Genomic DNA, 22,496 nt, shown 5'->3' with positions numbered 1-22,496 from the left:
AAAAGACAGGAAAATTCGATGATTTATAGTATGACCGCGTACGCACGCAAAGAAGTAAAAGGCGATTGGGGCAGCGCAGTATGGGAAATCCGTAGTGTAAACCAACGCTACCTAGAAACTTACTTCCGTATGCCTGAACAGTTCCGTGGTTTAGAGCCAATCTTGCGTGAGCGTTTCCGTAAGCGTCTTGCACGCGGTAAGGTTGAATGTAACCTACGCTTTGAAGCAAACCCTGCTGCAAAGGGCGAACTAAGCATTAACGAAGGTTTGGCTCAGCAAGTAATCAATGCTGCGAACCAAGTAATGACGATGACAGGTGAAGACAGCCGTTTGAACCCATTCCAAGTCATGAATTGGCCTGGTGTGATGGAAACGCCAGAGCAAGACATGGATGCCATCAACAAAGACCTACTTGAAGCATTCAACGATGCTATCGCAGAGTTCATTGATGCTCGTGCTCGTGAAGGTGAGAACATGAAGGCGCTAATCGTACAGCGCTTAGATGCAATCACTGAAGAAGTAGTGAAAGTTCGTGCACGCATGCCTGAGATCCTAGAGTGGCAACGTGAGCGTCTTCTTACCAAATTTGAAGATGCGAAAATCGAACTGGAAGGTTCTCGTGTTGAGCAAGAGCTTATCCTACTTGCGCAGAAGTCAGACGTAGCAGAAGAGCTAGACCGTCTAGATTCTCACGTGAAAGAAGCAAATGCAGTACTGAAGAAAGGTGGCGCTTGTGGCCGTAAGCTAGACTTCATGATGCAAGAGTTCAACCGTGAGTCAAACACGCTAGCGTCTAAGTCTATCAGCACAGACATCACAGCATCAGGCGTAGAGCTTAAGGTTCTTATCGAACAGATGCGTGAGCAAATTCAGAATATTGAATAACAGTTTGTCAGTAACACGCTGAATAGCCATTAACTGAATCAGTGTTGATTAACTAACAGTGTTGATTAGATCAAGATAAGCTCCTAGTTTTAGGGGCTTTTTTTGTGGATACAATAATGCCAATCACCGTAAGTAAATGAGCAAAAATCGGAGATCAGAGAGTTGAACCGGAAAAGTAACTTAGAACGAAGTATAGATTGTGGATTGCGATAAGGGGGTAACGAAGTAGTGGGTATAACGAAATAATGGGATAACGAGAGTAAAAAGGTATTAAGGGTATTTCAGAGGGAAATAAAAATTTCTAAACAGGAGATAAGAAGTTAAAGCAGAAGAGGTATAGAAAGTGAAGATTAAGCTGGGAAAGTGACGCAAGTTGCTGTTGCAACTTGCGCCGACTTAAAATCTTATAGAGCTACAACGTTTGCAGCTTGAAGACCTTTTTGGCCTTGCTCTACTTCGAAAGACACTTGTTGGCCTTCTTTAAGAGTCTTGAAACCTTCAGAAGCGATTGCACGGAAGTGTACGAATACGTCAGCGCCGCCGTTGTCTTGAGTTAGGAAACCGAAACCTTTCTCTTCGTTAAACCATTTTACTACGCCGTTTGTTTTGTTAGACATGATGTGTCCCTTATATAAAAATAAAAAATTAATCGCCAAAAGTGCGATGCGCTGAAAGCTTGAATTATTTAATGTATCTATGAAGCCAAGGGAAACACTGAGAATAACAATGAAGCAATACTAAGGGTTTTACTTTACAACTGATGTTTCATTTAATAACTCTGAAAACAGAGCGACGCCATTCTTGGTGATCTGGGTCGGGTTGTAAAGCTTTATTTGAAAATAATTGATGTTTTTTTGTTCGGTTGGCTTGAATTCAAGCCCAGCTAGGTCGCCGGGCTTGATTTGTAAGACTTTGATCTCAAAAAATTTACTCGTCCGGCTGCTTAGTTCTGAGATCGACATATGGCCAGTAATGGTGACCGACTCGAATCAACAGAGTTGCTGCTGCTAAGATAAATGCCGCTAAAGATAACCAAACGATCAATACCGCATCGAGTTCTTTCATGCCCAAAGTGATGTAACGAGCAATCGCCATCATCGCGATATAGATTGGGTATCGCACTGGGATCTTACCGTTCATCACAAACTGCTGAACCATCGCCAACACTTCTAAATAGATAAACATCAGCAGAATGTCGGTCAATTGCACTCGGCGTTCAGCGAAGACATGCATGAACTCTTCGACCATCGCAAACAAGGTCGCGAGCGTGATCGCCACCAGCAATACCGCTTCCATAATGTGGAATACTTTTAAAAACGGCTTACTAAAAGATTTAGGTAAGTGAGAAGGCATAGTCACTCTTCAAAAAATAATTAATCCAGTCTCTACAATAGCATGCATCAATATAAGTCGCGTACTGTCAAAGCACCGACTTTAGGCTAACGCCATCAACTCATCGGTAACCAACATTAAGAAGCAACGGTAAAAAGCAACAAATACAAAAATGGCCCCGCATTCACTGCAGAGCCATCTGTTTGTCTTTTACTTAGCGACTTCTTAGTGACTAATTAGCCTTAAAGCAGAATCAGGTAAGTTAAGAACACCACACACAGTCCGTAGATAAGCGGGTGTACTTCTTTGCGCTTACCTGCCACAACCATTGTGAATGCGTAGCTGATGAAGCCCATCGCCATACCGTTCGCTGGAGAGAAGCTTAGCACTGTGAACATGATGGTAAAGAAGGCTGCAATGCGTGACTCTTTCTTTTCCCAGTTGATCTGACCAAGACGACCTACCATGTAGATGCCGACTACTACCATCGCCGGTGCAACCATTGCAGCCGAGAAGATAGAGAAGATTGGGTATAGGAATAGCGAGATTAGGAACAGACCAGCCACCATGACTGCTGCCAAACCCGTTTTTGCACCTTGAGAAGAAGCGATGCCAGACTCAGAGAAAGCAGTGATCGATGTGGTACCAAGAATTGAACCAATCACAGTACCGCCCGCATCTGCTACTAGAGCCGATTTCGCGTTTGGCACCTTGCCGTCTTTATCGATGATACCCGCATCACGGCCAACGCCGACAATGGTGCTCAAGCCATCAAAGAAATCGACAATCAAGAAGATAAGTACGATGAACAGTAAGTCGAACATTTTCTCTGGCGTGAAAGCAGAGAAATCGAAGATAGCGCCGAAGCTGCCAGCCATACTTGGTGGCATAGCAATGAACTGCTCTGGGATTGGTGCGTTTGAAGTGCCCATGAAGACGTCAGCAAGAATCGTCAACACGATAGCAGAAACGAATGAGATGAACGTTGCTAGCTTGATGTCACGAACCATACAACCCAGTGCGATGAAGATGCTCACATAAGCAATGATCACTTTTGGATCGGAAATGTCGCCTAAGCCAACCAATACGAATGGGTTAGAAACGATGATGCCCGCATTCTTAAGACCTAAGAAAGCAATGAACAGTCCGAGAGACACGGTAATCGCCAACTTCAAATCTTCAGGAATCGATTCAATCATCGATTTACGGATATTGGTCAACGAGAACGCGAGGTACAGGATACCTGACAGGAAGATGCCGAACAGCGCCTCATTCCAAAGTACCGCGACTGAACCGCTTAATAGTAAGCCTTTGAAGAAGCCGTTCATGCTCATGCCCGGCGCAAGCATCACTGGGTAGTTACCCCAAATGCCCATGATTAGGGTTGCGATAGCCGCAGACAGAGCGGTTGCAGTAAACACGGCACCTTTGTCCATGCCTGGAATATCACCCAAAATTGCTGGGTTAACCGCCAGAATGTAACTCATCGCCAAGAAAGTAATGAAACCCGCATACAGCTCAGTGCCAATCGTGGTTTTTCTTTCAGTGATTTTAAACATCGAATCAAGCGAGCCAGAGGTGTTCTGGGCTTTCAGGGTGGAATCGGTACTCACAACAAAACCTATGCAATAAATTAAGAATTTGGTGATTCAAATGCTGTGAGAATAGAGAGGTCTCTACACTAAAAACTGTAGTCACCAAGGTAGGCTCGGTAGTAGAAACATCTAGTCTAGTAGGGTCTGTTGGCCCTTCGAGATGATTTTTGCAGCGAGTTGTTGGGGATTTCTACAAGGCAGAGACTTTGAAGTGTAGCTAGCCTACATAAGAAGTCGATAACGCAGTAGAAATCACCAACAAACGCTGCCCGAAGGGTTCGGCTAAAATCGTTTTATGCTTTGTTAAGGAGTCTTTACTTAGAATACTAGGCTACAAACTCCTTGCCGCGCCTAAAACGATTTTTTCTCGAACAAAACTCCATCGCGAAAGGTCAACAGACCCTAGATATATACAGCATTTAATCGTTTGCGCGGATTGTAAGGATTGAGATTAAAACTTCAACAAATTTTGTCCAGATCACATAAAAAAGTACCGATGACGAGTCATTACATTTATACAAAGATCTTTGAGAAGATCATTTGCTGATAAATAACGATCAAGCCAGTTGTTCTCAATCATCTAAATATGCTACTCTTCGCCTCCATTTTTCTGACCTAATTTTCACCAGTTGCTTCTATTAGTTTTACTCGTTATCTCTTTATAGACGTAACCAACGGCACAATTAGTAGATGCGCCATCGGAACAAAAATTAGAGTCAGTGCTATCTTTTAAAGTGTAGGTTTATTGCCTCCACTCAATCCAACCAACAGTGGAAATATACAGATGGGCAAAGGTACTCTTTACATCGTATCTGCACCTAGTGGCGCAGGTAAGTCGAGCTTGATCTCAGCAATGCTAGAAACCAATCCAACCTACGCAATGAAGGTATCTGTTTCACACACCACTCGCGGTATGCGCCCTGGTGAAGAAAATGGTGTTCACTACCACTTCGTAGAGAAGCATCATTTTGAAGACCTTATTACTAAAGGTGAATTCCTAGAGTACGCTGAAGTGTTCGGCAACTACTACGGTACTTCACGCGTTTGGATTGAAGAAAACCTAAACCGCGGTATCGATGTGTTCCTAGATATCGACTGGCAAGGTGCTCGTCAGATCCGTGAACAAATGCCTCAAGCGAAGAGTGTATTCATTCTTCCACCATCAAATGGTGAGCTAGAGCGTCGTTTGAATGTTCGCGGTCAAGACAGCGACGAAGTTATTGCGAAACGCATGAGCGAAGCAAAATCAGAGATTTCTCACTATGCAGAATATGATTATGTGATCGTGAATGACGACTTTGATGCAGCCCTAATGGACTTCAGAGCTATCATTCGTGCGGAGCGCTTAAAAGAAGATAAGCAAGCAGCGAAATACAGCGGCATGCTTACTGCTTTATTAGCGGAATAATCTAGATCCCCTAGATTTTCTATTGAGATAAGTATACGGTGATCTAGAAAGTATCTAGTTAAACTTGTATACTTTCTCGTCATCAAAAATTTATTAGTTAATTACTATTTGGAGTCCTCATGGCACGCGTAACTGTTCAAGACGCTGTTGAAAAAGTTGGCAACCGTTTCGACCTAGTTCTTATTGCGGCTCGCCGCGCACGTCAAATGCAAACTGGCGGTAAAGATTCACTAGTGCCTGAAGAAAACGATAAGCCAACGGTTATCGCTCTTCGCGAAATCGAAGAAGGTCTTATCACTAAAGACGTACTAGATGCTCGTGAGCGTCAAGAGCAACAAGAGCAAGAAGCAGCTGAACTTGCAGCAGTAAGCAGCATCGCTCACACTCGTTAAGAACGTCATTCGAACTAATTAACCTTCCGGGCCTTTAATTTGTATCTATTCGATAGCCTCAAAGACGTTGCCCAAGAATACCTAACAGAGCCTCAAATTGAGGCTCTGCGTCAATCTTATGTGGTAGCGAGAGACGCCCATGAAGGGCAAACCCGCTCAAGCGGTGAACCATACATTATCCACCCTGTAGCTGTTTCAAGAATCCTGGCAGAAATGCGTCTGGATATCGAAACCCTGCAAGCTGCTCTGCTTCATGATGTCATCGAAGACTGTGATGTCACTAAAGAAGATCTAGAGGAAAAATTTGGCAATACCGTTGCTGAATTGGTTGATGGTGTATCTAAGCTGGATAAGCTTAAATTTCGTGATCGCAAAGAAGCGCAAGCAGAGAACTTCCGCAAGATGGTTCTCGCCATGGTGCAAGACATCCGCGTTATCTTGATCAAATTAGCTGACCGTACTCACAACATGCGCACGCTTGGGGCACTTCGTCCTGACAAAAAGCGTCGTATTGCTCGTGAAACCCTAGAGATTTATTCTCCACTAGCTCACCGTCTTGGTATTCATAACATCAAGACCGAACTAGAAGAGCTGGGCTTTGAAGCCCTCTATCCTAACCGTTATCGCGTACTTAAAAACGTAGTGAAAGCTGCGCGTGGTAACCGTAAGGAAATGATCCAACGTATCCATAGCGAAATTGAAGGCCGCCTTGAAGAGGTCGGTTTGCCTGCTCGCGTACTTGGTCGTGAAAAAAACCTGTTCTCCATCTACAACAAGATGAAAACTAAAGAGCAGCGCTTCCACACCATTATGGACATCTACGCTTTCCGCGTCGTGGTTGATACCCCAGATACTTGTTATCGCGTACTTGGTCAGGCTCACAGCCTGTACAAGCCTCGCCCTGGCCGCATGAAAGATTACATTGCGGTACCAAAAGCCAACGGCTACCAATCTCTGCACACGTCAATGATCGGCCCTCACGGGGTGCCAGTTGAGGTTCAGATCCGTACTGAAGATATGGATCAAATGGCAGACAAAGGTGTCGCAGCGCACTGGTCTTACAAAGGCAACGGCTCACGCAGCAGTAATGGCACAACCGCACAGGTTAAAGCACAACGCTGGATGCAGAGCTTACTTGAGCTGCAACAAAGCGCGGGTAACTCATTCGAATTCATTGAAAACGTTAAGTCTGATCTGTTCCCAGATGAGATCTTCGTGTTCACGCCGAAGGGTCGCATTGTCGAGCTTCCGGCAGGCGCAACAGCGGTCGATTTTGCTTACGCGGTGCATACCGATGTCGGCAACATGTGTGTAGGTGCTCGTGTAGACATGAACCCTTACCCACTCAGCAAATCGCTGAAGAACGGTCAAACTATTGAGATCATCAGTGCTCCGGGCGCACGTCCGAATGCAGCATGGCTCAACTACGTGGTGACATCACGTGCGCGTACTAAGATCCGTCAGGTTCTGAAAACGATGCGTCGTGAAGAGTCGATCACGCTAGGCCGTCGTCTACTGAATCATGCACTTGGCGAACACTCTATTGGCGATATCGGCCAAGAGAATATCGACCACGTATTGTCTGATCTTCGCCTAGACAATGTTGAAGACTTACTGGCATCGATTGGTCTTGGTGAGCTGATGAGTATCGTTATTGCTCGTCGTCTACTGGGTGATGCTGACGAACTGACTGAAGTGGAAAACAACAGCGACACACCAAGGAAGAAATTGGCTATCCGTGGTGCTGAAGGTCTACTACTGACGTTCGCTAACTGTTGTCACCCAATTCCAGATGATCACATCATTGCCCATGTATCGCCAGGTCGTGGCCTTGTGGTTCACCGTGAAACGTGTCCAAACGTTCGTGGTTACCAGAAAGAACCAGACAAATACATGGCGGTTGAATGGTCTGACGATTACGACCAAGAGTTCACTGCTGAACTTCAGGTTGATCTGCAGAATCACCAAGGTGCACTGGCTGAGTTAACTAACGTTATCTCGAAAACAGGCTCGAACATTCACGGTATTTCAACTGAAGAACGTGATGGACGCCTGTACACAGTGACTATCTTGCTGACCACCAAAGATCGTGTTCATCTTGCAAGTATTATGAAAAAGCTACGTGTGATGCCACACGCGCTGAAAGTAAGACGTCGTAAGAACTAACGTTTAAACTTGATAATAGTTTTGCCAAGAATTTAAATCCCCTTAATGCTTTATCGCTTAAGGGGATTTTTATAACCGTAATCCTAGTATTTACCGCGCTCCCTCCCATTCCTGCCTGTACAAAAATCCAGTAAAATGCTTGAATAGATCATCTCTCTTACGTTTATGAGCCTTGTTATGTCACAGCTTTTATCTGCTATCCCTCTCAACTCTTTATCTGGAGTCGGCGCTAAAGTCGCAGAGAAACTAGAGAAGGTTGGGCTTAACAATGTACAAGACCTGCTATTTCACCTGCCTTTGCGCTATGAAGATCGAACGCGTATCTATCCAATCGTAAAACTGCATGCTGGTTTATGGGCAGCAGTGCAAGGCAAGGTAATGCACGTCGATACCATTTTCGGTAAACGTAAGATGCTCGCAGTAAAGATCAGTGATGGTAATGGCACTATTACACTGCGTTTTTTCAACTTCACTGCAGGCATGAAGAATAACTTTACCGAAGGCAAACAAGTGCATGCTTATGGTGAGATCAAGCGCGGTAATATGGGGCTTGAGATCGTCCACCCTGACTACAAATTCTTTGCGCCGAGGCAACAGCCAGACGTTGAAGCCAATCTGACTCCGGTGTACCCAACCACCGAAGGGCTAAGACAAGTCACGCTGCGTAATCTTACCGATCAAGCCTTAGAGCTAATCGACAAGGCCGCAGTTAACGAGCTTCTCCCATCAGGTTTATACGACCACCAAATTACCCTCGCACAAGCACTGCATACCATTCACAGGCCGCCCCCGGGCATTGACCTAGAGCTGTTTGATGAAGGCAAGCACCCTGCGCAACTGCGCCTAATTATGGAAGAGTTACTGGCTCAAAACCTGTCTATGTTGTCTGTTCGTAGCAAAGGGCAGCAAGACAAGGCAATGCCTTTTCCTCCAGTAAACACCCTTAAAGATAAGCTACTGGCTCAGCTGCCGTTTTCACCAACCAATGCCCAAGCACGAGTGACCAAAGAGATCGAAGCTGACTTGGAAAAGCCGCATCCTATGATGCGTTTAGTGCAAGGTGATGTGGGCTCTGGTAAAACCTTAGTCGCTGCACTGGCGGCGGTTCGCGCATTGGAACACGGTCAACAAGTAGCACTTATGGCACCCACTGAACTACTCGCAGAACAACACGCGATTAACTTTGCCAACTGGTTTGAGGCAATGGGTATTCAAGTTGGATGGCTAGCAGGTAAGCTCAAAGGCAAAGCTCGTGAAACTGAACTAACACGTATTGCCAGTGGCGAAGCGCAAATGGTGGTCGGTACTCATGCCCTGTTCCAAGAGCATGTCGAGTTCAAAAACCTTGGTTTAGTGATCATTGATGAACAGCACCGATTTGGTGTCCACCAGCGATTAGAGCTACGTGAGAAAGGCGCAAAGCAAGGCTACTACCCCCATCAGTTGGTCATGACCGCTACCCCAATCCCACGAACGTTAGCAATGACGGCCTATGCCGACCTCAAAACTTCGATTATTGATGAACTGCCACCGGGACGAACCCCAATTCAAACCGTGGCAATTCCTGATACCAAGCGCGATGACATTGTTGAACGTGTGAAAAATGCGTGTCTCAATGAAGGCAAACAAGCCTACTGGGTATGTACGCTGATTGATGAATCGGAAGTACTGGAAGCTCAAGCTGCAGCTGATACAGCAGAAGAGCTACAACGCAAACTGCCTGACGTAAAAATTGGTTTAGTCCATGGCCGTATGAAACCCGCCGAGAAACAAGCGGTGATGCGAGAGTTCAAAGAGAACAAGCTGCATCTATTGGTTGCGACAACCGTGATTGAAGTTGGTGTGGATGTTCCGAATTCGAGCTTAATGATCATCGAGAACCCAGAACGTCTTGGCCTAGCGCAACTGCACCAACTGCGTGGCCGTGTCGGCCGAGGTTCGGTCGCAAGTCATTGTGTATTGTTGTATCACTCTCCGCTGTCTAAAACCGCTCAGAAACGCCTAGGTGTGCTACGTGAAAGTAACGATGGCTTTGTGATTGCACAGCGCGACTTAGAAATCCGTGGCCCCGGTGAATTGCTCGGTACCAAACAAACTGGCTTGGCTGATTTCAAGATCGCCGATCTAATTCGTGACCAACGTTTGATACCTGAAGTGCAGCGTATTGCGCGTCATATTCACGATAGCTACCCAGACAATGCTAAGGCGATCATCAACCGTTGGTTGGGTGAACGCGATGTTTACTCTAAGGCGTAGTTAACACTAAGGCGTAGTTAACACTAAGGCATAGTTAACACTGAGACCGTATTCAAACGTAAAAAAGGCTTCCTCAAGGAAGCCTTTTTAGTGTGCGTTACTTTCATCAAGCAAGAGCGAGATTCCCTATTCGCTCGTTCCTCACGATAGGGAATGACGATCAAAGTAAACTTTCATCATCAAAGTCCATGGTTAGCAATTCGTCATCCTCGGAGAGGGAAGAATGACCGAGTCGGGGATCTCTTAACCGTTCCCCGAACCGAACTTATCGTCATCAAACGGACCGATGATAACTAGGGCTTAACCGGGAAACTGATCTGCGCTTTTAAGCCACCTTCACTGCGGTTATTGACCACAACAGCACCTTGATGCTGGCTAACGATACGTTTCACAATTGCTAAGCCCAAGCCCGTTCCTTCGCTACCACGAGCCGTGTCACCACGCGTGAAAGGTTCAAACAGCTTTCCGATCTGGTCTTGTGGAATACCCGGCCCGTTATCTTCTACCGTCACCCAAGCAAGCTTGTTATCCGCCGTCATACCAGTTGATACCTTGACCCAACCATTACCGTAACGCAGCGCATTCACCACCAAGTTGCTCACAGCACGCTTCATCGCGATCGGATTACCTAGCGCTGGCTTCATCGATTCTGGAATATCGGTTTCAATCTGAACCTCGTAGCCACCCTCAGAGCTCGATACCTCACGAGCAATATCATCGACAAACACCGCTTGGAATGAATCTCGGTCGACAGGCTTTAGGTAATCCATGAACTGGCTGATGATTTCATTACACTCTTCGGTATCACTGATAATCCCCTCAGCTAAGTAGGCATCCTCTGGTGACATCATCTCAGTCGCTAAGCGAATACGCGTTAACGGAGTACGTAAATCATGGCTGATACCCGCCATCAACAAGGCGCGGTCTTCTTCTAGCTCTTGGATGCCTTTCGACATCTGGTTAAAGGCTCGAGTTACCGAGCGAATCTCTTGTGCGCCTTGAACTGGCAATGGCGGTGGAATATCACCTCGCCCGACACCTTGCGCCGCTTTCTCTAGCGCTATCAACGGACGGTTTTGCAATCGGATAAACAGCCAACCACCTGCGACAATCAACAGCGCCATGATCAGACTGTTACGAAACAGTGGTGCAAAATCCTCTTCTTGCAGCTCTGATAACGGAATACGAATTAAAGAGTTGGGTAACTGCGCAATGTCCATCCAAAGCACATAGCTCTCTTTACCCAAGATCAGCCGCACTTCAGTTTCAGAACCCAGCTCCTTGGTCATCTCCTCACTCATCAGGTCGATTGCGACCGCATGGTAATACTCACCCGCCGCTTCGCTGTCCTTGGCGTGAACGGTTACCCCGAGCTGTTCAAGCACACGCTGACGCAATGGCGCATCGATCTCGATATCACTGCCTTGGTCCAATACCAGGTTTAGCTCGTGAGCCAAAATCTTATTAAACTGCTGCAAACTTGGCATCAACGCATAGTTAAACACCGCGTAATAAGAAAAAATTTGGCTAGCGACCAATAGCGTTAAGAAAAGCACTATCGACTGAGTAAAGGAGCTACGTATACGCATGGGGTACCCGAGATGTAGAAAGATAAAGAAAGTGTTATATGACTATAACTCTAAACCATTGTGCTGAATAGAAAACGGGCCATCGCATATTAATGAGATGACCCGTAAGATTCACAGAATCGATAAAGCTACTGTAGAGCTTATTAAGCTGAATTACACAGCTTTGCCATCTGGAACGAATACATAACCCAAGCCCCACACCGTTTGGATGTAGCGAGGTTTGCTTGGATCTTCTTCAACTAGACGACGCAGACGTGAAATCTGAACATCGATAGAACGTTCCATTGCTGAATACTCACGGCCACGAGCCATGTTCATCAGCTTATCGCGAGACATTGGCTCACGAGCATTCGTTACCAAGGACTTAAGAACCGCAAATTCACCCGAAGTAAGCGGCATTGGCTCTTCACCGCGGAACATTTCGCGAGTACCTAAGTTCAAGCGGAACTCACCAAACTCAACCACAGACTCTTCTGTGCTTGGTGCACCCGGTGCTTCAATGACTTGGCGACGCAGTACAGCTTTAATACGAGCAAGCAGTTCACGTGGATTAAATGGTTTTGGCAGGTAATCATCAGCACCCACTTCCAAGCCCACAATGCGATCCACTTCATCACCCTTTGCAGTAAGCATCAGGATTGGTAGCGAGTTGTTTGCGTTTCGTAGACGACGACAGATCGATAGACCATCTTCGCCCGGCAACATTAAATCCAATACCATCAAGTGAAAATTTTCACGGGTTAACAGGCGGTCCATCTGCTCACTGTTTGCCACGCTACGCACTTGAAAGCCCTGCTCTGACAGATAGCGCTCTAACAGTGCACGTAAACGAGCATCGTCATCGACCACTAAAATTTTGTAGTTTTCTTGCATGTAATGGTTCCACCTATTAAAGCTTAAACCTAAGGTTAAGCATTCTTGGTAAATTGTATATTGGTATAAGACATTAAAAATGTAACATTATTGGAGAAAAAGTCGCCTAAATAATTGTTAACGTATGTTGCCTTTCTATATATTCTATCTTAGATCATCATTTCATTAAGTCAGATTTATGAAAACCAAACTTATTACTCGAGAAGGTTATAACAAGCTCAAAGCAGAACATGACCACTTATGGCACGAGAAACGCCCTGAAATTACTAAGATAGTCACTTGGGCGGCAAGCCTTGGAGATCGCTCAGAAAACGCAGATTACACCTTCAATAAGCGTCTACTTCGTCAGATCGATCGCCGAGTGCGTTTTTTAAGAAAGTTCCTACCTGATGTCACGATCGTTGATTACTCGCCACAACAAGAAGGTAAGGTATTTTTCGGTGCTTGGGTCGAAATTGAGAATGATGATGGGGAAATTAAGAAGTTTCGAATTGTCGGCCCAGAAGAGATCTACGGCGATGCTAAAGGCTATATCTCTATCGACTCACCAATGGCTAGAGCTCTGCTCAAGAAAGAAGTAGATGACGAGTTTACGGTAAAAACACCGGAAGGCGACAAAGAGTGGTTCATTAACTCGATTCGCTACGCAGACAACGAATAACCAAACTTAATAAACACTTAGCGATAAACTGAGTGTTCAGCAAACCCAAACTCCAGATAAAAGAAAACCCCGCAAGGCTTTCGCCTAGCGGGGTTAAGTCTCTATCGCAGCAATCCGGCTACTGTTTATCTCTTCGAGATAAGGTGCTCCCTGCATCTTTCCTTGATAGTGGCTAAATCCTTTAACCAATTTCCTTTTTGTTCATCGCCATCCTAGCGGTGTCCATTCTAGCCTGTCATCCTGACTGGCGAATCTCATCCAGAGATTATCACTTCCTTGCTGACCACTCATCCTAAGTAATCAAATCTTCATCCTGAAGATACCTAGTCCATTAGGCTTTTTCCTGTTCCTGCCAACTCCCTGTCGACAAGTTAAATATTACGGCAAATGGCCGTGTTTCCTAGATAGTCTTAAAAAACATTTCAGGTGAGAAATACGCCCACAAACACACAATCAAATAAAATCAGCAACTTAGTGTAACATCAAGACGATTTCATCGGTCTAAAGCGACTTACTCTCACATCACTTGTAAGAGATCTCGCACAAAGCGGGTATCAGAAACGGAAATTCGACTTCTGACAGGATAATTACACAGCCAAAGCTAGAAAAAGCGTACGCTCACCCCCATGTATTTGTCATGATATTAAATAAGAGATTCATCGGATGAGCCAAGCTATCTGTCGACTGATCGCTGAAGAACTGAATGTCCGTTCTGAGCAAGTCACTGCCGCAGTAAACCTAATTGACGACGGTAATACCGTTCCCTTTATTGCCCGCTACCGTAAAGAAGTTACGGGTGGCTTAGACGATACCCAGCTACGTAACCTTGATAGTCGCCTTTCATACCTTCGTGAGCTTGATGATCGTCGCCAAACGATTCTTAAGTCGATTCAAGACCAAGGTAAACTCACGCCAGAACTCGAGCGTGATATCACTCAAGCCGACAGCAAGACTCGTCTAGAAGATTTATACCTACCTTACAAACCAAAGCGTCGCACTAAAGGCCAGATCGCGATTGAAGCGGGCTTAGAACCACTTGCCGACACACTGTGGAATGAACCGCAGCACGATCCAGAAACGGAAGCGGCGAACTTCATCAGCAACGATAAAGGCATTGCCGATACCAAAGCTGCTCTCGATGGTGCTCGTGCGATCATCATGGAACGCATTGCGGAAGACGCAAACCTACTAGAAAAGATTCGCCAACACCTAACACGCAACTCAGAGCTAGTCGCTCGTGTAGTGACAGGTAAAGAGCAAGAAGGCGAGAAGTTCAAAGACTACTTCGAGCACAACGAAACACTCAGCAAAGTGCCGTCTCACCGTGCACTTGCCATGCTGCGTGGCCGCAATGAAGGCTTCCTAACACTGGCGATGAATGCCGATCCTGAGCAAGAAGAAGGCGCTCGTGGTTCTTACTGTGAGAACATTATCTCTGATCACTACGGCATTACTCTGAGCAGTGCTCCTGCGGATGCTTGGCGTAAGCAAGTGATTAGCTGGGCATGGCGCATCAAGGTTTCTATGCACATGGAAACTGAATTGATGGGCGCAATGAAAGAGCGTGCAGAGATCGAAGCGATTGAAGTATTCGCAACCAACCTAAAAGACCTACTCATGGCAGCGCCAGCTGGTCCTCGAGCAACCTTAGGCTTGGACCCAGGTTTACGTACCGGTTCGAAAATCGCTGTCGTGGATTCAACCGGTAAGGTTTTGGCAACAGAAACTATTTACCCTCACCCACCTCAAAAGCAATACGACAAATCGGCACACGTGGTTGAGCAGATGGTTCGTCAATTCAATGTTGATTTGATTGCGATTGGTAACGGTACGGCTTCACGCGAAACCGACAGCTTTGTGGCTGACGTAATTAAACGCGGCAACCTAAAAGCGCAAAAGATCATTGTTAGCGAAGCGGGCGCATCGGTGTATTCCGCGTCTGAACTAGCTGCAAAAGAGTTCCCGAACATGGATGTATCAATTCGTGGTGCGGTGTCTATTGCTCGTCGTCTGCAAGATCCACTGGCAGAGCTAGTGAAGATTGACCCTAAATCGATCGGTGTGGGCCAATACCAACACGATGTGAGCCAAACTATGCTCGCTAAGCGCCTAGATGCGATTGTCGAAGACTGTGTAAACGCGGTTGGTGTTGATGTGAATACCGCTTCGGCTGCGCTACTGACTCGCGTAGCCGGCCTTTCTAGCACCATCGCTCAGAACATCGTGGATTTCCGTGATGAGAATGGTCGCTTCGAAGCACGTACTACGCTAAAGAAAGTCGCTCGCTTAGGGCCAAAAGCCTTTGAACAGTGTGCTGGTTTCCTACGTATTATGGATGGTAAGAACCCGTTAGATGCATCATCGGTTCACCCAGAAGCTTACCCAGTAGTGAAAACCATTGCTGAGAAAAACCACAAAGACATCAAATCTCTGGTGGGTAACACCGACTTCTTACGTGGTTTGCACGCGGTTGATTACACCAATGAAAACTTTGGTGTTCCAACGGTCACCGACATCATCAAGGAGCTGGATAAGCCGGGACGCGACCCTCGCCCTGAGTTCAAGACTGCAACCTTCGCCGATGGCGTAAACAGTGTTTCAGATCTAGAACCGGGCATGATTTTAGAAGGTGTGGTATCGAACGTGGCGAATTTTGGTGCCTTCGTTGATATTGGTGTTCACCAAGATGGCTTAGTGCATATTTCAGCGCTCACCGATCGCTTTGTCTCTGACCCACGTGAAGTGGTTAAAGCGGGCGACATCGTGAAAGTGAAGGTGATGGAAGTGGATGTTCAGCGTAAACGTATTGCACTGAGCATGCGTATGAAGGACGAGCCTGGACAAGACAACCGTGCTCAACGTTCAAGTGCACCTCGTACACAAAACCGCTCGAATCAAAACTCGCAAGGTGGCCAACGCCGTCGTGAAGAGCCGCAACAAAACGCTGCAATGGGTGGAGCATTCGCTGCCGCTTTTGCTAAAGCGAAAAAGTAATCCGTTAGCTCACCTAAAAAACGGATTAGCTTAAAAACAGAAAACCTGCATCCCTTAGGGTATGCAGGTTTTTTTATTATGTGTTCAAAAAAGACATCGAAGCTTGGTTGACTCGTAAAATTTTGATTTATAAGACCACCAACATCTCTGATGGAGCATGAGGCGCAACAGCATGACCATAATGATACTTTATGACCTTACGTCGTTTCTCCATCTGTCCTTCCTGAATCGCCGCATCTAAAACATGCTTTGGCAGGCGGAAACGCATGGTATAACCTTTGCCTTGATCAGCACTGTATGTTTTCAGTGCCAATAAGCTGAACAGCCGATCAAAAGGGTCTTGTGGCTCTTCTTGGCTAACCGAATTGGCCTCTGACTCGTTCTCCATTTCATAACCTGGATGGTCTGAAGGATCCCAAGCCGACTGCTGCCTTCGTTTATCGTCTGATTTTACCTTACGCTCTGCATTGGTTCTCGCCAATGCTACTGCGGGAGCAATAGGTTCTCGGACTCTATTATCACGCGCAACTTGCTCTGTTTGCACATTAACGGACGGGGCGATTAGTGGCACACTCACTGCAGTTGCAGGTGACACAATCATCGCGAACTCTCCTCAAGAATCGCCCATCAATATTGCCATAACACTGTTGTACCGAGAACGCACAACAGGCATAGCCCAACTTAGCGCAATCAGCTCTGGAGAGAGTTAGGTCTGAGTATCATGCAACACGTTGGTGTTATACCAATCGTAGTAAATAACTGATCATCCTAGCTTGTTAAAATGCTCGATAACGGCGTTAGATTTTTTGATTGTAGGATAACTACTTATCGAAACTACTTGTCAAAAAAAAGCTGCCTTGTTCTCAAGCCTTTTACCTACGCTATTTTTGAACACTTACTTACTGTGATTGGTATTAGGTTATATATCGACCAAGCCAGCGATAAATTTAGCGATTATTTTTGCGCGAAGCTGACCAGTTCACTGCAAAAGGCATCGGCTTCTGTCATAAACGGCGCATGGGACGACTGTGTGAAGATGTATTGCTCGGTATCGGGTAGCGCATTTCCCAGATCTTTGGCCACTTTCACTGGCACCAATCCATCTAATCGACCGTATAAACGCAGCATAGGCACTGAAATCTCAGGGAGCTGTTCACGCAGGTCGACGTCCGACAGCATCTTTAGGCCCGCCAATAAAGAATCTGGATTCGGCAACGGACGTGAAAGCACTGCTTGCTTGAGCTGTTTTACATCTTGCCTTGCTGAAGGGCTGCCCATGGCTTGCAATGCCATAAAGCGTTCGATGGTGGTCTGAAAGTCTTCCACTAACTGTTCAGTGAAAGCCGTTAATACATTGGGTTGAATACCTCGCCACAAAACAGGTTCTTTTGCAGCGGCGAATTTGGGAGAACTGGCGACCGTCACTAATTTGCTTACATAATCTGAATGATGCAGAGCCATATGCGTCGCGATCAAGCCACCGAGTGACCAACCGACCCAAATAGCTTGCTTAGGGGCATCGGCCAACAGTTGCTGAGCTATCTCTTCAAGATCTTGAGCGTGGCAGTGAGAGCTGTGTCCATAACCCGGCAGATCGACAACATGAACTCGGAAATCAGACTCTAACGCAGTGACCGTTTGTTGCCATACCGCACCGTTCATTCCCCAGCCGTGAACCAGAACCAAATCAGGACCTTGCCCTGAAACATGCCAATACAACGCGTCACTCATTCTCAATATTCCCTACTTTTTCCATCAGCGATAATCCGCGCTTTTCAGTATGGTGAGCAAAAGGAACACCCTAACCCAAAAGCATCACGAGCTATGTTATCTGATTGGCTACAAAAAAACACACCACGCCTGGTCACATCTCAGTGCCACCTATGCAAGCTAGACAAACTCCCCAATGATACTCATCCTCGATGGTGTCAGTCTTGCCTCGATCTCTTTTGCCAACAGCCACGCTGCCAACGATGTGGGTTAAAAACACTGCTCACAGTCGAGCAGTGCGGACAGTGCTTATCTCAACCTCCACCTTGGCATCGCCTCTACTGTGTCGGCGATTACACCTTCCCTACAGCAGGTTACATTCAGCAAATGAAGTACGCTGATAAGTTTTGGTTTGCACGTGATCTATCTAAGCTATTGGCATCACGTATCGAATATCCTGCTCCGCTGATCACCAGCGTGCCGCTGCATTGGCGTCGATATACTCATCGCGGCTTTAATCAAAGTAAGCTGCTAGCCGACTACACGGCTCAAGAGCTTGGCGTTGAAAGTGATGTGCTCTTTCGTCGAATTCGCTCAACGGCTTCCCAGCAGGGGCTGACTAAATCCGCACGATTACACAATCTAAAGAGCGCTTTTGCGCTGCGAAAACAAGACGTTCAAGGAACTATCCCCTCTCACGTCGCGATAATTGATGATGTTGTAACCACCGGCAGTACTGTGTATCAATTATGCCAATTACTACTTGAAGTGGACGTTAAAAGGATTGATATTTACTGCATCTGCCGCACTCCTGAGCCCTCTGGATAAAAGCTGTGAATCACTACTTGTACAGCAATCCAACAAAAAAGGGCTGAATTACAAATCTGACAGGAGTAGAATGGCGCTAATAACCTACAAATCTACTCAGGTATTCGTCGTGTCAAATATTACTATTACAGAAACAGCTCAAACTCATTTTGCCAATCTGCTGTCACAGCAGCCTGAAGGTACAAACATTCGTGTGTTCGTGGTAAACCCGGGTACACAAAACGCAGAGTGTGGTGTTTCTTACTGCCCAACAGATGCTATCGAAGCGTCTGACACAGAGCTTAAATTCGAAGCTTTCTCTGCATACGTAGATGAGCTAAGCCTACCGTTCCTAGATGAAGCTGAAATTGACTTCGTTACTGACAAAATGGGCTCTCAGCTAACGCTTAAAGCACCAAACGCTAAGATGCGTAAAGTCGCAGACGATGCACCACTTCTAGAACGTGTTGAATACGCAATTCAAACACAAGTTAACCCGCAACTTGCTGGTCACGGCGGTCACGTTAGCTTGGTAGAAATCACTGAAGACGGCGCAGCTATTGTAGCATTCGGTGGTGGTTGTAACGGTTGTTCTATGGTTGATGTAACGCTAAAAGAAGGCATCGAGAAAGAACTTCTTCAACAGTTTGAAGGTGAACTGACTGCTGTTCGTGATGCAACTGAGCACGATCGTGGTGAGCACTCTTACTACTAATCACTGATTTAGTGTTAGTTGTTATTTGAAAGGTTGATGCGCAAGCATCAACCTTTTTTGTTATGTGGATAAGCAAGTTAGGACTATCGCGTTCTCTCTATACTCTCTTGCTATACAACCATATTTTCACCTCGTTACCATCTTGAGTAAGGTATTCAAGTGATCGTAATCGATTCCTGCTTCAATAATTTTCGGATATGAAAACTCGGATCTAGGAACTCAAGGTCATTTCCCCTATATTAGAATGACTTTATAAGAAAGAATTCCAATGAGCTAAGGAGCGAGCGCAATGACGAAAAGGACCAAGCCAGAGATTTTGGCTAAACAAACTGTCGCTCAATCAAGACTATTCTCTATCGAGTCTCTCGACTTACGCTTTTCAAACGGCGAAGAGCGCACTTACGAACGCATGAAGCCCAGCGGGCGCAACGCAGTGATGATGGTTCCTATTACTGAGCAAGGCGATATTCTATTAGTACGTGAATATGCAGCGGGAACTGAACGCTACGAACTTGGCTTTCCAAAAGGGCTGATTGATCCAGGTGAGCAGCCAAACGAAGCCGCCGTTCGCGAACTCAAAGAAGAGATAGGCTTCGGTGCCAACAAGCTTACTCCGCTGAAGGAAGTGATCCTTGCACCCTCTTACTTCTCTAGCAAAATGACGCTGTTTATTGCAGAAGACCTCTACCCAGAAAAGCTAGAAGGTGATGAGCCAGAGCCTCTCGATATTGTGCGCTGGCCACTTGCTCAAGCCGAAGAACTGTTAACACATCTCGATTTCTGTGAGGCTCGGAGTATTACAGCCCTGCTTTTAAGCCTTCGTGTATTAAACAATAACTAGAACATTCAGGCTCGCTCTAAGAGTAAGAGAACATTTATGCCAATAACAAAAGATTTGTCTCACCTCCTACCCTCTGTCATTGAGATTGCTCGCTCTGCTGGTCAACTCATCTTAGAGATCTACGAGAAAAAGGATTACGAAGAGTTCATTAAGAGTGATGACACTCCAGTAACCAGTGCCGATCTTGCAGCACATAAGCTGATATTAAAAAAACTCAGTGAATTGACGCCTGATATTCCCGTATTATCCGAAGAAGACGCCGACATCAGCCTAGAGCAACGCTCTCAATGGGATCGCTACTGGTTAGTTGACCCACTGGACGGCACCCAGGAGTTCATCGCACGAAGTGGTGATTTCGCGACAATTATCGCCCTAATCGAGCATAACAAGCCAGTGATGGGCGTGGTATACGCACCCGTTTCAGGTGTGAGCTATTACGCTTACAGTGGCAAAGGCGCTTGGAAGATCCCAGACCTTAATGACAGCGTGAAAATCAAAACGCATCGTCACGAGCTGCCAAACCAGTCAATCGCCATGGCGATCAGCCGTCGCCAGGACATCAATCGCATCACTAGCCGTATGAGCTCAGCATGGAATTATGATTTGGTTCCTCTAGGCTCAGCAGCGCTTAAGGCCTGTTTAGTCGCAGAAGGCGCTGTGGATTGTTATCTGCGCCTTGGACCAACCGGAGAGTGGGATACCGCCGCAACGCAGTGCATTGTTGAAGAAGCTGGCGGACGTATCTTAAGTACTCAACTAGAACCGCTTTCGTACAATGAAAGAGAAACGCTTGAGAATCCAAACTTCATTGTGCTCGGTGATGCCGACTTACCGTGGGTAGAAATTTTGCAAGGCAAAGACTAGGCGAGTTTGCTCCCTTTAACCGTCAGATATCCTCTAGATTCTCAGAACAAACAAAACGGGCACCTCAGTGAGGTGCCCGTTTTTTATATCTCGTAATTTAGTGACCCTAGCTGTTTAGCTAAAAACGACCTTGATAAGTAAACTGGTACTTACCTTGGCTATCAGGGTTGCCCAACCACTTAAGCTGACTCTGCATTGCTGGCGGGAATTCCGCCCCCGGCTTAAACCATGCCGCCGACGTATAGCGTTGGTTGGGTGTTACGCTCGCTGAAAACTCACTGTCTACCTGATCGCTCTTCTGAGTGCCTTTCGCTGCAATTGTGCTGTCTTCACAGGTTATGTCTGCAATCACAGGGCCAAGGTCTAGCGAGCCAACAGGAGAGTCGACTGCGGCACCAGACCAAGCCAGTGTACCTTCGCCAGATTGACACCAAGGCTGAGCGTGAACCGCATGCTTGATCGTCAGTTCAACTTGTCCACCAATAGAAACCGGTACTGGAATAGCTGGAGCGTATTTCATCACGTTCATAGCAGGCATTGAAGCTACTAAGTTCTCTGCGTACGCGCCGCTCATGCTGTACCCGACACGCCCTTTACCTGATAAGTTCATGTCACTGTTACGACCAAAACGAACCGCCAGTTCTGCTTTGGCTTGAAATAGCTTAGAAAACTGGAAATCCCACTGCACTGAACCGTAATTGATGCGCTGCCACACGATGTTGTTAGCGCTGCCTTGCCAAACGGTGCCCTCCACGCCTTCGATACTCAAGCCGCGCACAGCAGGAGCCTGCTTGAGAGCAAAAGAAGCCGGCAAGTGCAGCAACAAGCTGACCGAGAAAAAGACGATAAAGATGCTACTGAAGAGCAGGCCATACTTAAAAGATAAACCGCGTTTCACATTAACCTCGTTTAAACTGTAGTCGGTTGACGTCAATAACCCCAGGGTTATCAGAGCGATCAATATCCATAAACTCGACCTCAACACCCTGTTTTTCTTTCAGATATGTTAGCCAGTCAACGAACTTATTAAAAGGCACTGGTTTTACCCACACTTGCAGCATCTCGCCCCGTGGTTGCACACGTATCAGCTCGATATTAAAGCGACGCATAGAAGCAGGCACAGATTGGTTCAGAGGTTGACTGGCATTAATGCCACCACTGCCTCGTAGTTCAACCACTTCATTGGCTTTATTGGTTACCCAAGCCAGTAGTTGCTTCTCGCTTTGAATACGGGTCTGCGCGAGTTCAGCTCGCTGACTGAGTGGCTGGATTAGCCCCCAATAAACGACACCGACCACCAACAGAATTGAGCAACCAATAACTAATCGTTGCTCTCTTTGACTTATTGAAGTCCACCACGCTTGGAGTGGCTCAATCATATTTCTCATCACTGATCTCCTTACGCAGG

At 46.3% G+C, this 22,496-nt stretch carries 20 protein-coding genes; 11 read left to right on the top strand and 9 right to left on the bottom strand.

The features are described 5' to 3' along the window. Positions 1 to 18 precede the first annotated feature (18 nt). On the top strand, positions 19 to 885 hold the full coding sequence (locus tag AB4185_RS09950; RefSeq protein WP_017059268.1) for a YicC/YloC family endoribonuclease: 867 nt from the start codon (positions 19 to 21) through the stop codon (positions 883 to 885). Between the two features lie 404 nt (positions 886 to 1,289). Here the strand turns inward: AB4185_RS09950 and AB4185_RS09945 are convergent, their stop codons facing one another. The 3 genes from AB4185_RS09945 to AB4185_RS09935 all read right to left on the bottom strand — a co-directional run bounded on the left by AB4185_RS09945 (position 1,290) and on the right by AB4185_RS09935 (position 3,830). Then, positions 1,290 to 1,502, bottom strand: a complete 213-nt coding sequence (locus tag AB4185_RS09945; RefSeq protein WP_004735656.1) for a cold-shock protein — start codon at positions 1,500 to 1,502, stop codon at positions 1,290 to 1,292. 310 nt (positions 1,503 to 1,812) lie between these two features. Beyond that, positions 1,813 to 2,238 carry a phosphate-starvation-inducible protein PsiE gene (locus tag AB4185_RS09940; RefSeq protein ID WP_017062464.1) on the bottom strand — a complete coding sequence of 142 codons (426 nt, stop codon included), beginning with the start codon at positions 2,236 to 2,238 and terminating at the stop codon, positions 1,813 to 1,815. A gap of 221 nt (positions 2,239 to 2,459) precedes the next feature. Continuing rightward, positions 2,460 to 3,830 carry an NCS2 family permease gene (locus AB4185_RS09935; RefSeq protein ID WP_017062465.1) on the bottom strand — a complete coding sequence of 457 codons (1,371 nt, stop codon included), beginning with the start codon at positions 3,828 to 3,830 and terminating at the stop codon, positions 2,460 to 2,462. Positions 3,831 to 4,596: 766 nt separating this feature from the next. Between AB4185_RS09935 and gmk the strand changes: the two genes are divergently transcribed. The 4 genes from gmk (at position 4,597) to recG (ending at position 10,034) form a co-directional block, all read left to right on the top strand. Then, positions 4,597 to 5,220: a guanylate kinase gene (gene gmk / locus AB4185_RS09930; RefSeq protein ID WP_017062466.1), complete on the top strand. Its 624-nt coding sequence runs from the start codon at positions 4,597 to 4,599 to the stop codon at positions 5,218 to 5,220. Positions 5,221 to 5,339: 119 nt separating this feature from the next. After that, positions 5,340 to 5,612, top strand: a complete 273-nt coding sequence (rpoZ, locus tag AB4185_RS09925; protein ID WP_009848003.1) for a DNA-directed RNA polymerase subunit omega — start codon at positions 5,340 to 5,342, stop codon at positions 5,610 to 5,612. Between the two features lie 39 nt (positions 5,613 to 5,651). Continuing rightward, entirely contained in the window at positions 5,652 to 7,778 is a 2,127-nt protein-coding gene (spoT, locus tag AB4185_RS09920) for a bifunctional GTP diphosphokinase/guanosine-3',5'-bis pyrophosphate 3'-pyrophosphohydrolase (RefSeq protein WP_017062467.1), read from the top strand. Between the two features lie 177 nt (positions 7,779 to 7,955). Further along, positions 7,956 to 10,034, top strand: a complete 2,079-nt coding sequence (gene recG, locus AB4185_RS09915) for an ATP-dependent DNA helicase RecG (RefSeq protein ID WP_372105872.1) — start codon at positions 7,956 to 7,958, stop codon at positions 10,032 to 10,034. A gap of 293 nt (positions 10,035 to 10,327) precedes the next feature. Here recG and envZ read toward each other — a convergent pair whose 3' ends face one another. Both envZ and ompR read right to left on the bottom strand, forming a co-directional pair. Continuing rightward, a complete protein-coding gene (gene envZ, locus AB4185_RS09910; RefSeq protein ID WP_102332605.1) occupies positions 10,328 to 11,623 on the bottom strand; it encodes a two-component system sensor histidine kinase EnvZ in 1,296 nt (431 codons plus the stop codon). A gap of 153 nt (positions 11,624 to 11,776) precedes the next feature. Next, a complete protein-coding gene (gene ompR, locus AB4185_RS09905) occupies positions 11,777 to 12,496 on the bottom strand; it encodes a two-component system response regulator OmpR (RefSeq protein WP_008218409.1) in 720 nt (239 codons plus the stop codon). Between the two features lie 178 nt (positions 12,497 to 12,674). On the opposite strand from ompR, the gene greB reads away from it, so the two are divergent. Both greB and AB4185_RS09895 read left to right on the top strand, forming a co-directional pair. Beyond that, positions 12,675 to 13,157 carry a transcription elongation factor GreB gene (gene greB / locus AB4185_RS09900; RefSeq protein ID WP_017062470.1) on the top strand — a complete coding sequence of 161 codons (483 nt, stop codon included), beginning with the start codon at positions 12,675 to 12,677 and terminating at the stop codon, positions 13,155 to 13,157. 663 nt (positions 13,158 to 13,820) lie between these two features. Then, entirely contained in the window at positions 13,821 to 16,151 is a 2,331-nt protein-coding gene (locus tag AB4185_RS09895; RefSeq protein WP_136974386.1) for a Tex family protein, read from the top strand. A 127-nt stretch (positions 16,152 to 16,278) separates the two neighbouring features. Here AB4185_RS09895 and AB4185_RS09890 read toward each other — a convergent pair whose 3' ends face one another. Both AB4185_RS09890 and bioH read right to left on the bottom strand, forming a co-directional pair. After that, entirely contained in the window at positions 16,279 to 16,752 is a 474-nt protein-coding gene (locus AB4185_RS09890) for a hypothetical protein (protein WP_017066129.1), read from the bottom strand. A 353-nt stretch (positions 16,753 to 17,105) separates the two neighbouring features. Continuing rightward, positions 17,106 to 17,882 (bottom strand): pimeloyl-ACP methyl ester esterase BioH, encoded by a 777-nt coding sequence (bioH, locus tag AB4185_RS09885; RefSeq protein WP_280574020.1) that lies wholly within the window; start codon positions 17,880 to 17,882, stop codon positions 17,106 to 17,108. A gap of 93 nt (positions 17,883 to 17,975) precedes the next feature. Here bioH and AB4185_RS09880 point away from each other — a divergent pair, with 93 nt between their 5' ends. From AB4185_RS09880 to cysQ, 4 genes are all read left to right on the top strand, one after another. Next, positions 17,976 to 18,689: a ComF family protein gene (locus AB4185_RS09880; protein WP_170791827.1), complete on the top strand. Its 714-nt coding sequence runs from the start codon at positions 17,976 to 17,978 to the stop codon at positions 18,687 to 18,689. 109 nt (positions 18,690 to 18,798) lie between these two features. Beyond that, a complete protein-coding gene (gene nfuA / locus AB4185_RS09875) occupies positions 18,799 to 19,383 on the top strand; it encodes a Fe-S biogenesis protein NfuA (RefSeq protein WP_004741449.1) in 585 nt (194 codons plus the stop codon). Between the two features lie 289 nt (positions 19,384 to 19,672). Continuing rightward, the gene (gene nudE / locus AB4185_RS09870; protein WP_017062476.1) at positions 19,673 to 20,224 is read left to right on the top strand and encodes an ADP compounds hydrolase NudE; all 552 of its coding nucleotides are present in this window, start codon (positions 19,673 to 19,675) and stop codon (positions 20,222 to 20,224) included. A gap of 36 nt (positions 20,225 to 20,260) precedes the next feature. Then, positions 20,261 to 21,088 carry a 3'(2'),5'-bisphosphate nucleotidase CysQ gene (gene cysQ, locus AB4185_RS09865; protein WP_017062477.1) on the top strand — a complete coding sequence of 276 codons (828 nt, stop codon included), beginning with the start codon at positions 20,261 to 20,263 and terminating at the stop codon, positions 21,086 to 21,088. 118 nt (positions 21,089 to 21,206) lie between these two features. On the opposite strand, the gene AB4185_RS09860 is transcribed toward cysQ, so the two are convergent. Beyond that, positions 21,207 to 21,986, bottom strand: a complete 780-nt coding sequence (locus AB4185_RS09860) for a type II secretion system protein N (RefSeq protein WP_048607634.1) — start codon at positions 21,984 to 21,986, stop codon at positions 21,207 to 21,209. Between the two features lies 1 nt (position 21,987). Beyond that, positions 21,988 to 22,476, bottom strand: a complete 489-nt coding sequence (locus tag AB4185_RS09855) for a type II secretion system protein M (RefSeq protein WP_065585037.1) — start codon at positions 22,474 to 22,476, stop codon at positions 21,988 to 21,990. Between the last annotated feature and the right edge of the window lie 20 nt (positions 22,477 to 22,496).

It is taken from the genome of Vibrio sp. 10N.286.48.F5 (assembly GCF_041469785.1).
GTDB lineage: Bacteria > Pseudomonadota > Gammaproteobacteria > Enterobacterales > Vibrionaceae > Vibrio > Vibrio crassostreae_C.
This window is presented reverse-complemented; position numbering and strand designations above follow the sequence as displayed.